Below are 13,197 nucleotides of genomic sequence, written 5' to 3' on the forward strand. Positions count from 1 at the left end.
ATCCGGGGCCAACGGCTGCGGTTACACATCCGATGGCGCCGTATGGCGCTCAGAATTACAAGCTTTTTAGCCGCCTGGCGCAGGTACTACCTGCGCAGGAAGCTATGCTTTACATAGCAAATCAGCCGGGGATGCCGTTGCGCGCAATCAGCCAGGCCGGTGCGTCCTGCAAGGCCACGGGGCGCAGGAAGCGGTCTACCGCCGCATAGCCCACCGAGGTGGTGAAGGGTTGGGTCGACGCGGGGTACGGGCCGCCGTGGTGCTGGGCTGTGGTCACAGCCACGCCGGTCGGCACGCCGGCAAACAGCACGCGGCCAGCCACCTGGGTGGCGGCGCGCACCAGGCTGCGGGTGGCCTCGTCTTCGGTTTCGGCGCCCCACAGGGTGACGGTCAGCGAGCCGCCGATGGCGCGCAGCACGGCGATGGTTTCATCGACCGAGCCCACGCGCACGACCAGCGCGGCCGAGCCGAAGACTTCTTCGTGCAAACCGTGGTCGGCAATGAAGTTGGCGGCCTGCACTTCGGCCAGGAAGGGGCGCGGTGCGGCGGCGCCAGTGGAATCATCGGCCACCAGCTTGGTCAGCGCCTCGGCGGCGCGCCAGCGGGCTACGCCCTTGTCGAAGGTGGAGCGGATGGGCGCAGACAGCATGGCGTGCGGCTGCAAGCCCTGCAGCGCGGCGGCGAAGCTGCTGACAAACGCGTCAGAGGCTGCGTCCTTCTGCACCAGGATGATGCCGGGGCTGGTGCAGAACTGGCCTGCGCCCAGGCAGATCGAGCCGGCCAGGGTGGCGGCCAGCTCGGCACCGTTGTTGGCCGCCGCCGAGGGCAGCACCACCAGCGGGTTCACCGAACCGAGTTCGCCGTAGAACGGAATCGGGCGCGGGCGTTCGCCGGCGATCTTGGCCAGCGCGGTGCCGCCCTTGAAGGATCCGGTAAACGCCACGGCCGCAATCGCCGGGGCCTGCACCAGCTGCACGCCGACTTCAATCGAGCCGCCTTGCACAAAGCCGAACACGCCGGCCGGCAAACCTTGCTCGGCCACCACGCGTTGACCTATGGCCGCGGTATGGCGCGATAGCTCGGGATGCGCGGGATGGCCCTTGACCACCACTGGGCAGCCGGCGGCCAGCGCCGCTGCGGTATCGCCGCCCAGCACCGAGAACGCAAACGGGAAGTTGCTGGCCGAGAACATGGCCACCGGGCCCACGGGCACGCGGACCCGGGTCAGGCGTGGCCGGCCCACGGGCGGGGCACCGGCGACGGCGGCATCGTCGATGCTGGCGTGGATGGTGCCGGCTTCCAGCACATCGGCAAAGCCGCGCAGCTGGAAGGTGGTGCGGTCGAGTTCGCCGTTCAGGCGCGGCAGGCCCAGGCCGGTTTCGCGGTCGGCCACGGCCACCAGGTTGGCGCGGTCGGCTTCCAGTGCGGCGGACAAGGCGCGCAGCAGGCTGGCGCGCTGGGCGGCCGAGGTGGCGCCAAAGCTGTCGGCCACTGCAGCGGCAGCGGCCACCGTCTGGTTGATTTCGGCCAGGGTGGATTCGGGCCAGGGCGCGCCAATGGCGGTGCCGGTACGGGCTTCGGTGGATTGCAGCATGGGGGAAACCTCGGTGAAGACGGTAGAAAGCGAAGAAAGGCGCGCAGCGGGGGCGGCCGGCGGAAAGACCCATGATGCTATCACCGGAGGGATAACCGATTGATTGATTAGCGCATGGCATACATACCGTAATGGATATGTTTAAAACGATGGAACGGCCAAAACCCGCAGCGCCAGATGTTTTAATTGAGGCCAAAGTAATCAGAGGAATTCAGCATGGCTACGCAAGGCTTCACCACCACCATCGTGCACGGCGACAAGGCCTTTGGCACCGAGCATGGCGCGGTGCACAAACCCATACACACTTCGGTGCAATACGGCTTCGACAAGGTCGAAGACCTGATCGGTGTGTTCCAGGGCACGCTGAAAGGCGGCTTCAACTACGCGCGCCAGGGCACGCCGACCACGGCGGCGCTGGAAACCAAGGTGACGAAGATGGAAGACGGCCTGGGCAGCATCTGCTTTGCCACCGGCATGGGCGCGATCACCGCCATCTTTTTGACCCTGCTGCGCGCTGGCGACCACCTGGTGGCCAGCCAGTTCGTGTTTGGCAATACCAACAGCATCTTCGGCACACTGCGCGGCCTGGGTATCGAGGTGACGACGGTGGACGCCACCGACGTGGCCAACGTGGCCGCGGCGGTGCAGCCCAACACCCGCATGGTGTTTGTGGAAACCATTGCCAACCCCGGCACCCAGATCCCCGACATGGCAGCCATTGGCGCGCTGTGCAAGACGCAGGGCCTGGTCTACGTGGTGGATAACACCATCACCTCGCCGGTGCTGTTCAAGCCCAAAGCGGTGGACGCCAGCCTGGTGGTGAATTCGCTGACCAAGACCATCGGCGGCCACGGCACTGCGATGGGCGGCGCGGTGACCGACACTGGCCTGTTCGACTGGAATGGCTACCCGAACATCTTTGAAGCCTACCGCAAGGGCGATGCGCGCCAGTGGGGCCTGCAGCAGATCCGCAAGAAGGGCTTGCGCGACATGGGCGCCTCGCTGATGAGCGAACATGCGCACAACATCTCCGTGGGGGCCGAGACCGCCGCTTTGCGCGTCGCCTACAGCAGCGCCACCGCATTGGAGCTGGCGCGCTTCTTGGAAGCGCATCCCAAGGTGGTGAAGGTGCATTACCCGATGCTCGAATCCCACCCGCAGCATGCATTTGCCAAGCAATTCTTCAGCGCCGGCTCGTGGCTGCTGTCGTTTGAGCTGGCCGATGTCGATGCCTGCCTGGCCTTCATCAACCGTCTGCAGATCCCGGTCAAGGCCACCGGCCTGGCCGATACCCGCACGCTGATCATCCCGGTGGCGCCGACCATCTTCTGGGAAGCCGGCGCCGAGGTGCGCGCCAAGATGGGCATTGCCGACGGACTGATCCGTTTGTCGGTAGGCCTGGAAGAGAGCGCCGATCTGCTGGCGGACTTTGCGCAGGCCCTGGCCAGTTGAGGCCCAGCCCTCAGGCTTTGAAGACGATGGACAGCAGCTCGTTGAGCACCTTCAGCAGCTGCGTCAGCCATTTGGGCATCTTCAGCCCCAGAAAGCTTTCCAGGCTGTCCTTGCCGGTTTTGGCGTCCGATGCGGCGTCGGCATCTTCCTCTTCGGTGGGCGAATCGTATTCGCCAGTGGAGATGTTTGAGGTCACATAGTGCAGCTCCGCGCACAAGGCATCCGCCGAGGTCGGGTCCAGTTCGGCAAACGCATTGGCGATGGCGGTGCGGGCCGACTCGGATTGCAGGCGCGACACCACCTGGCGGCTGTTCTCCAGCAGTAGCTCGGTCTTCGTCTTGCCGCGTTTTTCCAGCCGCCCTATGCCGCGTTCCAGCAGTACGCCGATGGCATAGATCAGGGTTCCGTAGGAATCCATGGGGGAGGGGGTGGTGGTCTGGAGAACGGTGCTCATACGCTGCTCCTAAGGGGGTTAAGGGGGTCAACAGTATGCGCCGCTGGGCGGGCCTAGGGAAGCGGCGGAACACCGACAGACGCCATCGCCGCGGTGGCTGGCGTGAAAGATGATTTGCTATATAAAAAGTAGCTATCCGTGCAATACAGGCATGCATTGAAGCCAGTTTTTTTGGCTCTTTGGGGCTGGTGCAGCTTAATTTGCTGCACCTGGTGAGCGCCATCGCGTAGAAGCTGCAGCCCCTTATTGGAGGGCGGGTATTAATCTACCGCTGCGCGCCCAAGTTCGTACAATCGCGCCGTTGAATCCTGGGTTTGCGGATAACACGATCCTGAAAGGATTCTCGATGTCACCGCGTGAGATTCAACTGCTCCTGGTCGATGATGACCCGTCTGCGATCCAGGTCATGAGCCGGATGCTGGCGCAATATCCGGACCAAAGATTCGCCACATCGGGCGAAATAGCCCTTCGGCTTGCAGCCGAGGCGCCGCCGGACCTGATCCTGCTGGATGTCGACATGCCCAGCATGACAGGATTTGAAGTGTGCGCAGACCTGAAGGCCAACCCGGCCCTGGCTCACATCCCGGTCATATTCGTGACCAGCCATGACGAGTCAACACCCTTGCGAGTGGCAGCCTGGCAGAAGGGCGCAGCCGATTTTGTCACCAAGCCGCTGGTCGCGTCGCAGCTGACGGCCCGCGTGAGCGCCCAGTTGCGGGCGGCGCGGCTTATTGAAGATTTGAAGCGTGACTCCCTCTTCTTGGAGACACCGTTGCAGCCGCTGGGCGGGCAGACGCCGCGGCTTTTGATCGTCGACGACGATATTGCGTCGATCCACATCCTGCGCCATACGCTTGCCGCGGTGGGCAATCTCCATTTCGCCAAGACCGGCGAAGAAGCCTTGCTGCTTGCCCGGCAGCTGCTGCCGGACCTCATCCTGCTGGATGCGCATATGCCCGGAGTCGACGGATTTGACGTGTGCCGGTCCCTGAAGTCGGAGGCGGCTTTCAAGCATGTGCCTATCGTCTTCGTTACCCGTTTCTCCGATCTGCGCTACGAGATGCGGGCCCTTGATCTCGGCGCGGCCGACTTCATTGCCAAGCCCTATACCCCGGCCGTGCTGCAAGCCCGCGTGCGCAACCTGCTCGACCTGAAGCAGCGCACCGACGCCGAGCTGCAGGCGGTGCGCGACCACTGGCGGCAGGTGGGGGACGCGCGTGTTGCCGACATCGTCGGTGCGGCATCGGACGCCATCGTGACCTACAACGCCGCAGGCAAACTGGTGCTGATCAATGCTGCGGCTTGCCGCATGTTCGGCGTCGGGCACGAGCAGGTCATCGGTTCGGCTGTGCAGGCCTTGCTGGGCGACGCGCTGCCGATGGAAGACATGGGGCGCAGCGAGCCGACCTGCACCACGATTGCGCGGGCCGACGGAGTCCGCTTGCCGGTCGAGCTGTCCGTATCGAGTGTTGGCAAGGGAGCGAACCGCCTGACCACCGTGATGCTGCGCGACAACAGCGACCGCGAGCGGCTTGAAGCGGAGTCGCGCTCACGCATCGAGGCAGAAACGGCGAGCCGCACCAAGAGTTTGATGATGTCCTACATCGCCCACGAAATGGGGAATCCGTTGAACGGCTTGCTGGGCTTCGCCCACATCATCGGTGCGGACACCGAATACCCGTTGGCGCCCGCCCAGGCCAAGCGCTTGGAGCACGTGCTCGCCTGTGGCCGGCGGTTGCAAGGTCTGATGCGCGATGTGATGGATATCGGCCGCTTCGAAGCCGGCAAGCTGCTGATCCATTTGCGGCCGGTGGATGCGGCCCGCTGTGCGGCCGACGCCCTGGCAGCCGTCTCGGCGCAGGCGGAGCAGGCGGGCGTGGCGCTGTCGTTACTGCCCGTGCCGCCGTCCAGCTGGGTGTGTGCCGATACCGGCCGGCTGCACCAGTGCCTGGTGAACCTGCTGACCAACGCCATCAAGTACAACCATTCCGGTGGCTGGGCCCGCATAACGCTGAAGGCGGATGCGCAGCAGCTGGTCATCGCTGTCAGCGACAACGGCATGGGTATGGATGCCTTGCAGTGCCAACACCTGTTCGAGCCGTTCAACCGCCTGGGACGAGAAGACGACGTGGCGCTGGGCGCCGGCCTGGGGCTGGTGATTACGCGCCAGCTGGTGGAGGCGATGCAGGGCAGCCTGCGTGTCGAAAGTCAACCCGGGGAGGGCAGCTGCTTCACCATCGCACTGCCAGGCGCGCTCCCTGCGGCGGCCGGCGCATGAGTGACAACCTCCTGCTGGTGGACGACGACCCTGCCACGATCCAGCTGCTGGCGCGCATGCTCTCGGACGTGGGCAATTTGCGTTTCGCTACCAGCGGCGAAGATGCGTTGCGGCTGGCGCGCGAGCTGGTACCCGATCTGTTGCTGCTGGATGCGGAGATGCCCGGCATGAGCGGGTTCGAGGTGTGCGAGGCCTTCAAGGCCGATCCTCTGCTCGCCGACGTGCCGGTGATTTTCATCACCAGCCACAGTGGACCCGAGTTCGAAGTTTCGGGGTTCGAGCTCGGCGCGGCGGACTTTATCGCCAAGCCTGTCAGCGCGCCACTGGTCCTGGCCCGCATCAAGACCCAGTTGCGTGCCAAGCACCTGGCCGACGAGCTGCGCCAGGTCGCCTCCATCGATGTTCTGACCGGCATTGCCAACCGGCGGCGCTTTGACGAATCGCTGAAGCTGGAGTGGCGCCGCACCCGGCGCTCTGGCGACCCGCTGGCCTTGTTGATGATCGATGTCGACCACTTCAAGCTGTTCAACGACCGCTATGGCCATCCGGCGGGCGATGCCTGTCTGCGATCCGTGGCCAAAGCCCTGCAAGCGGCCTGTCCGCGCCCCGCAGATTTGGTCGCGCGTTATGGCGGCGAGGAGTTTGTCATTCTGCTGCCGCAGACGCCGCGTGGCGGCGCGGAGCACGTGGCCGAGGATATTCTGGACGCAGTCAAGGCGCTTGGCATCACGCACCAAGCATCGCCGACGGCATGGCATGTCAGCGTGAGCATCGGCATTTCCTGTTACGACGCTGACAGCGTGTGTTGGGAGCCGCCTTCGAGCGACTCCCGCTTCTTGAACGGCATGGGCGCACAGAGTTCACCGGCGGACCTGGTGCAGGCCGCCGACAAAGCCCTGTACTGCGCCAAGCATGCGGGCCGGGCCCAGGCCAAGTTGCTGGATATTGCGGACGTGGACTCGGTACTGCAAGCCCGCAGCATTGCACCGCCACCGCGCAAGTCGCGCCCTAGCAGCCTGAATGGGACGAACACCTAAGCGGGTGGGGCGGCAGTCCGGTTCTTCTGTTTTTCTTTTTCTGTTGCTTGCAGCAGCTGGATGCGTTGTTTAACAAAGGTTGGCCATGCCGAAGAAAATCCGCCCCCCCGTACCTATGGAACGCGATGCCAGCACCAGGGAGCATGTCACCGAGGAACGCCGCCAGGAAGCCTTGCTGAAGACCGGAGCCTTGCAAAGTGCGATCTTCAACAGTGCCAACTTCTCCAGCATCGCCACCGATGCCAAGGGCGTGATCCAGATTTTCAATGTCGGCGCCGAGCGCATGCTGGGCTACGCGGCGGCCGACGTGGTCAACAAGATCACGCCGGCCGACATTTCTGATCCGCAGGAAGTTATCGCCCGCGCCACTGCGCTGAGCATCGAGCTCGGAACCGCTATTGCGCCGGGCTTTGAGGCCCTGGTGTTCAAGGCCTCGCGCGGCATTGAAGACATCTACGAACTGACCTATATCCGCAAGGACGGCAGCCGCTTCCCGGCCGTGGTGTCGGTGACCGCGCTGCGCGACGCGCAGGACGCCATCATCGGCTATCTGCTGATCGGCACCGATAACACCGCGCGCTGGCAGGCAGAAGAGGCCTTGCGCGAGAACTATGCTCTGCTGCGCACACTCCATTTGCACTCCATCGTGTCGGTGACCGACCGGGCGGGCCGCATCGTCGACGCCAACGACGGCTTTTGCAAGATATCCGGCTACAACCGGGACGAATTGCTGGGCCAGACCCACCACGTCGTCAACTCCGGCGTGCAGACCCCTGCGTTCTGGACCGAGATGTGGGGCAGTATCGCCTCCGGTCAACCCTGGCGCGGCGAGATATGCAACCGCACCAAGGAGGGTGCGCTGTACTGGGTGGACAGCATCATTGCGCCTTTCATGGGCGAGGATGGGCACACGAAAAGGTATATCTCGGTCCGCACCGACATCACGGCGCGCAAGCAGGCCGAGGAGTCATTGCTCAAGGCGGGGGCTTTGCAGAGCGCCATCTTCAACAGCGCCAACTTCTCCAGCATCGCCACCGATGCGAATGGCGTGATCCAGATTTTCAATGTAGGTGCTGAACGCATGCTCGGCTACGCGGCTACCGACGTGACGAACAAGATCACGCCGGCCGACATTTCCGATCCGCAGGAGTTGATCGTGCGCGCCAAGGCGCTGAGCGTCGAGCTTGAAACTCCGATCACACCGGGTTTCGAAGCCCTGGTGTTCAAGGCTTCGCGCGGCATCGAGGATATTTACGAGCTGACCTATATCCGCAAGGACGGCAGCCGTTTCCCGGCCGTGGTGTCGGTCACGGCGCTGCGCGATGCGCAGAACGCCATCATCGGCTACCTGCTGATCGGCACCGACAACACCGCGCGCCAGCAGGCAGAGGAGGCCTTGCTCAAGGCCGGGGCCCTGCAGAGCGCCATCTTCAATAGCGCCAATTTCTCCAGCATCGCCACCGATGCGAACGGTGTGATCCAGATTTTCAACGTGGGTGCCGAACGCATGCTGGGCTACGCGGCGGCTGACGTGGTGAACAAGATCACGCCGGCCGATATTTCCGATCCGCAGGAAGTGATTGCACGTGCGCGGGAGCTGAGCGTGGAGCTGGAGACCACCATCGCACCGGGCTTCGAAGCGCTGGTGTTCAAGGCCTCGCGCGGCATCGAGGACATCTACGAACTGACCTACATCCGCAAGGACGGCAGCCGCTTCGGGGCGGTGGTGTCGGTGACCGCGCTGCGCGATGCGCAGGACGCCATCATCGGCTACCTGCTGATCGGTACCGACAACACCGCGCGCCAGCAGGTCGAAGAAGAGCGGCAGAAGCTGGACCAGCGGCTGCGCGACCAGCATTTCTACACGCGCTCGCTGATCGAATCCAACATCGACGCCCTGATGGCCACCGATCCGCGCGGCATCATCACCGATGTCAACAAGCAGACCGAGGCGCTGACCGGCTGCACGCGCGATGAGCTGATCGGCGCGCCGTTCAAGAACTACTTCACCGACCCGTACCTGGCCGAGGCTGGCATCAAGCGCGTGCTCAACGAAGGCAAGCTCACCAATTACGAACTCACGGCCCGCGCCAGGGACGGCAAGCTGACCGTGGTGTCTTACAACGCCAGCACTTTCCACGACCGCGACCGCAGTCTGCAAGGCGTGTTCGCCGCCGCGCGCGACATCACCGAGCGCAAGCAGTACGAGGAATCGCTGCGCGAAGCCACGCACAAGGCCGAGCAGGCGAACCGCGCAAAAAGCGAATTCCTCGCCAATATGAGCCACGAGATCCGGACACCGATGAACGCGGTGATCGGCCTGGCCTACCTGTTGGGGCAGACGGTGCTGGATGCTGAGCAGGTGGCCTTCGTCGCCAAGGTCAAACTGGCCAGCAAGTCGCTGCTGCTGGTGCTCAACAACGTACTCGATCTGTCCAAAATTGAAGCGGGTGAGCTGATTGTGGAAAACACCGCCTTCAGCCTGGGCAGCCTGCTGCAGGAACTGCGCGACGTGATGGCGGTGCAAGCCGATGCCAAGGGCATTACTTTCAGGATCGATGCGCCAGACGACTTGCCCGGGGCGCTGGAGGGCGACGCCACGCGCCTCAACCAGATCCTGACCAACCTGCTGTCGAATGCGATCAAGTTCACAGCCCACGGTGGCGTCACGCTGCATGTATACCAGCTCGCGGCCACGCCGCAGCGCGTGACGCTGGGCTTCTCGGTGCAGGACACCGGTATCGGCATTGCGCCCGATGTGCGGGAGCGGCTGTTCGCACCGTTTGCCCAGGCCGATGCCTCCATCACCCGGCGTTTTGGCGGTACCGGGCTGGGCTTGTCCATCGTCAAGCGCCTGGTCAAGCTGATGGGCGGTGAGGTGGCGCTGGACAGCACACCGGGTGTCGGCAGCGAGTTCAGGGTCTCGCTGGACTTTGCGTTGCTCTCCAGGGAAGCGCTGGTGCGCCTGGAGGCCTCTCCGGTCGTGCCTGGCGAACCCGCTTTGTCGGGCTTACGCATCCTGGTGGTCGACGACAGCGACATCAACCTGGATGTGACCAAGCGCATTCTCGAACTGGAGGGTGCGCAGGTTCGGCTGGCGAGCAATGGGCAGGAGGCTTTTGAGCTGCTGGAGGCCAAGCCGTTCGCCATCGACGTGGTGCTGATGGATGTGCAGATGCCGGTGCTTGACGGCCACGATGCGACGCGGCGCATCCGCCTGGAGCTCAGCCTGGCCGACTTGCCCATCATCGCTTTGACCGCTGGCGCGCTGAGCAGCGAGCGCCAGCGGGCGGCCGCAGCCGGAATGGATGACTACATCACCAAGCCGTTCGATGCGAAGGCCCTGGTGGGTAGCATCTTGCGCCATGTGAAGCCCGTGGGCGGCCCGTTGCCGCGGCAGACCGAGATGGCCCGTGAAATGCCGTCGCCGGCCGTGCCCTCCTGGATGGAGATCGAGGGAATCAACGCCAGCGATGCGCGAGAGCGCCTGAGCGGCGATTTCGACCTGTTCCGGTCCATGCTGAAACGCCTGCTGCGCGAGTTTGTCGACGTGGCGATTCCCGCGGAGGCGGTGGAAGCGCTGGCGCCGGGAGGGCTGGCGCTGCATGCTGGCCGCATGCACAAGCTCCGGGGTGCCGCTGGCATGCTGGGCGCCCAGGAGATCCATAGGCTTGCGGGCGAGGCCGAGGCCGCCTGCGTTGCCGGCGAGGGCGCGCGGGCCGCGCAGCTGGCACAAAGCATTGGCGTTCTGTTGCGGAACCTGCGTACCTGTGCCGAACCTGCGCTGATGGCCGTCCAGCAGCGCAGCGAAGCGCTCGCATTGCCGGGCGACGCTGCGCTGGAAGCGCAGTCCGTGGTCGATCTGGTGGCGCTGCTGCAGCAGCAGAGCTTGTCGGCGATGGGCCGGTTCCAGGTGCTGTCGCCGCAGCTTCGGCAATTCCTGAGCAAGGAGTCGTATGAACTGCTGAGCGACCATATCGACAACCTGCAGTTCAGCGATGCGGCCAAGGTGCTGGAGACGAGCCAGCGTTAGGTTTCATCGGCCTGCATGCCTTTAGTTCAAAAAAGATAGCTGCTAGCGCAATATCTACCAGTGCTGGCAGCCATTTTTACTTAGAAGTCGAAGCTGGCACTCAGATTGACGCTGCGCGGTGCGCCGGCCACCAGGTAGCCGTAGCCCGAGTAGCCGCCGACCGACGCCCAGTAGCTCTTGTTGGCCAGGTTGTCGACCCGCAGGCGCAGGGTGACGAGCTTGCCTTGCACCTCGGTCAGGTAGCGGGCGCCGGCGTCCAGGCGGGTCCAGCCCGAGACCTTCAGCGTGTTGACCGCGTCGGCGTAGCTGGCGCCGGTGTAGACCACGCGGCCATCGAGTGCCAGGCCGGGCACGCCAGGCACATCCCACTCGGCACCCAGGTTAGCCTGGCGCTTGGGCACACCGATGACCTGTTTGCCGTCGGTGCTGGCCGAGCCGGTGGACTTTTGTTCGGCGCTGAGCAGGGTCAGGCCGCCCAGCAGGCGCAGGCCGCGGGTGGCTACGCCTTGCAGGGTCAACTCCACGCCTTGGTGGCGGTCTTTTCCGCTGGCGCTGAAGACATTGGTGCTGGTGTTGAGAAAGTCGCGCGGCCGTGTCGTGTCGAACAGGGCCAGGGTGCCGCCAAAGCGGCCCGAATCCCACTTCAGGCCGACTTCCTTTTGCTTGGAAACATAGGGCGACAAGGTGTCGCCCTTGTTCACGGCGGTGCTGGGCGCGGTGCTGCCCTGGGTCAGGCCTTCCACATAGTTGGCGTAGAGCGAGTACTGTTTGTTGAGCTTGTAGACCACGCCGGCCATGGGGCTGAGGCGGCTCTTGTTGTAGTTGCTCGACAGTGCGCCGGTGCCGTAGTCGTAGTTGTCGATGTCCAGCGTCTGGTGCCGGGCGCCCAGGGTCAGCAGGGTGCTGCCGCCAAGCAGCGACAAGGTGTCGCCCAGCGCCAGGCTGGTCATGCCGGTGCGCCCGGTCAGCGCCGGCGAGGCCAGGGTGTTGCCGGTGAAGGCGGACGCGCTGATGGCCGGCAGCGGGGTCGCCACCGGGTTGTACAGGTTGGTGCTTTGTTGGTTGCCGAAGTCCATGGCGTAGGCGTTCTTCTTCTCCAGCCGGAAGCTGGCGGCCGAGACCACCCATTCATGGCCGACGGAGCCGGTCTGGAACTTGCCACGCAGGCCGGCCTCTGAAGTCAGCACGCTGTCTTTGCGGGTGTTGTCGAAGCGGTAGGTGCTGCCGGCGCCGGTGCTGGCGTCGCTCAGCACCAGGTTGGCCAGGGAATTGGCCTCGCTGCTGCGGCGCGCGCCCAGGGCGGCCCAGGCGGTCAGGTGGTCGTTGATGTCGAATTCGCCGCGCAGCGTGCCGAACAGGTCGCGCTCGTTGGAGTACGCGCCGGGCTGGGCCCAGTTGGTGGCGTTGTCGGGCGCTGCTGGCACGCTGGTCAGGGCGCTGATGTCGACGTTGGTGCGGGTTTCTTTGAGCTTGTTTTCCTGCCAGCCGATGTCGCCCGACAGGCGCACATCGCGGCTGCGCCAGTCCACTGCGGCGGACAGCAGGCCGAGCTTGCTGTCCTCCTTGTCGACGGCAGTGCCGCCGCTGCGGGTGGCGGCGTTGACACGGATGCCGGTGGCATTGTCCGGGCCGAAGCGGTGCGCGATGTCGGCCGACACTGTGTTGGCGCCGCCGCTGCCCGTGCCCACGGTGATGCGGTTCAGGTCTTCGTTGGGCGCGCGCTTGGGCACCAGGTTGATCGAGCCCCCAATGCCGCCGCCGCCCGGATTCGCGCCGTTCAGGAAGGTCGATGCGCCGCGCAGCACTTCGACGCGCTCGAACAGCTCGGTGGCGATGTACTGGCGCGGCAGCAGGCTGTACATGCCGTTGTAGGCCACGTCGTCCGAGCTCAGCAAAAAGCCGCGGATGAAATAGGACTCCTGGAAGTTGCCGAAACCCCGTGCCATGCGCACCGTCGGGTCGTTCTGCAGCACCTCGCCCACGCTTTGGGCCTGGCGGTCCTGGATCAACGCGTTGGTGTAGCTGGTGATGGAAAACGGCGTATCCATATTGTCCTTGGTGCCCAGGATGCCGGCCCGGCCGCCACGCGCCACCTGGCCGCCGGCGTAGGGCTTGCTCAGGCCTTCGGCCGAAGCGTCGGCGCTGGCGCTGACCTGTACGGCGGCCAGGGTGCCCGCGCTGTCGTTGCTGGATTGGCCGTGGGCAGCGATGCTGGCCAGGGTGAGCAGCACCGCGGATGCGACCGGCGCGGGTTGGAAGTTGCGGCTTTGTGCCATGGTGTTTCCTTGCAATTAAAGTTCGGCGTTTGCTATGGATAAAGTAGCTGCTCGCGCATATGGAATAAGCGCC

General features: G+C 64.5%; 7 protein-coding genes. 4 read left to right on the forward strand and 3 right to left on the reverse strand.

Annotated elements, in window-relative coordinates:
* Positions 1-121: 121 nt before the first annotated feature.
* The gene (locus J2X19_RS08245; RefSeq protein ID WP_310372312.1) at positions 122-1,594 is read right to left on the reverse strand and encodes an aldehyde dehydrogenase (NADP(+)); all 1,473 of its coding nucleotides are present in this window, start codon (positions 1,592-1,594) and stop codon (positions 122-124) included.
* 216 nt (positions 1,595-1,810) lie between these two features.
* On the opposite strand from J2X19_RS08245, the gene J2X19_RS08250 reads away from it, so the two are divergent.
* Positions 1,811-3,046: a cystathionine gamma-synthase family protein gene (locus J2X19_RS08250; protein ID WP_310372313.1), complete on the forward strand. Its 1,236-nt coding sequence runs from the start codon at positions 1,811-1,813 to the stop codon at positions 3,044-3,046.
* Positions 3,047-3,056: 10 nt separating this feature from the next.
* Here the strand turns inward: J2X19_RS08250 and J2X19_RS08255 are convergent, their stop codons facing one another.
* A complete protein-coding gene (locus J2X19_RS08255) occupies positions 3,057-3,500 on the reverse strand; it encodes a hypothetical protein (protein WP_116607982.1) in 444 nt (147 codons plus the stop codon).
* Positions 3,501-3,846: 346 nt separating this feature from the next.
* Between J2X19_RS08255 and J2X19_RS08260 the strand changes: the two genes are divergently transcribed.
* The 3 genes from J2X19_RS08260 (at position 3,847) to J2X19_RS08270 (ending at position 10,848) form a co-directional block, all read left to right on the forward strand.
* Positions 3,847-5,778, forward strand: coding sequence for an ATP-binding response regulator (locus J2X19_RS08260; protein WP_310372316.1), 1,932 nt, complete (start codon positions 3,847-3,849; stop codon positions 5,776-5,778).
* Positions 5,775-6,815, forward strand: a complete 1,041-nt coding sequence (locus J2X19_RS08265) for a diguanylate cyclase domain-containing protein (RefSeq protein ID WP_310372318.1) — start codon at positions 5,775-5,777, stop codon at positions 6,813-6,815. Before J2X19_RS08260 ends, J2X19_RS08265 begins: the two co-directional genes overlap by 4 nt.
* Before the next feature lie 85 nt (positions 6,816-6,900).
* Positions 6,901-10,848 (forward strand): PAS domain-containing hybrid sensor histidine kinase/response regulator, encoded by a 3,948-nt coding sequence (locus tag J2X19_RS08270; RefSeq protein WP_310372321.1) that lies wholly within the window; start codon positions 6,901-6,903, stop codon positions 10,846-10,848.
* An 80-nt stretch (positions 10,849-10,928) separates the two neighbouring features.
* On the opposite strand, the gene J2X19_RS08275 is transcribed toward J2X19_RS08270, so the two are convergent.
* Positions 10,929-13,124, reverse strand: a complete 2,196-nt coding sequence (locus J2X19_RS08275) for a TonB-dependent receptor (protein WP_310372323.1) — start codon at positions 13,122-13,124, stop codon at positions 10,929-10,931.
* Positions 13,125-13,197: the final 73 nt, after the last annotated feature.

The sequence above is a fragment of the Rhodoferax ferrireducens genome (assembly GCF_031458075.1).
Taxonomy (GTDB): Bacteria; Pseudomonadota; Gammaproteobacteria; order Burkholderiales; family Burkholderiaceae_C; genus Rhodoferax_B; species Rhodoferax_B ferrireducens_A.

Excerpts from the sequence above, each read along its gene's own strand:
- J2X19_RS08275 (WP_310372323.1), bottom strand. The coding sequence starts at position 13,124 with ATGGCACAAAGCCGCAACTTCCAACCCGCGCCGGTCGCATCCGCGGTG.
- J2X19_RS08250 (WP_310372313.1), top strand. The coding sequence starts at position 1,811 with ATGGCTACGCAAGGCTTCACCACCACCATCGTGCACGGCGACAAGGCC.
- J2X19_RS08270 (WP_310372321.1), top strand. The coding sequence starts at position 6,901 with ATGCCGAAGAAAATCCGCCCCCCCGTACCTATGGAACGCGATGCCAGC.
- J2X19_RS08245 (WP_310372312.1), bottom strand. The coding sequence starts at position 1,594 with ATGCTGCAATCCACCGAAGCCCGTACCGGCACCGCCATTGGCGCGCCC.
- J2X19_RS08265 (WP_310372318.1), top strand. The coding sequence starts at position 5,775 with ATGAGTGACAACCTCCTGCTGGTGGACGACGACCCTGCCACGATCCAG.
- J2X19_RS08260 (WP_310372316.1), top strand. The coding sequence starts at position 3,847 with ATGTCACCGCGTGAGATTCAACTGCTCCTGGTCGATGATGACCCGTCT.
- J2X19_RS08255 (WP_116607982.1), bottom strand. The coding sequence starts at position 3,500 with ATGAGCACCGTTCTCCAGACCACCACCCCCTCCCCCATGGATTCCTAC.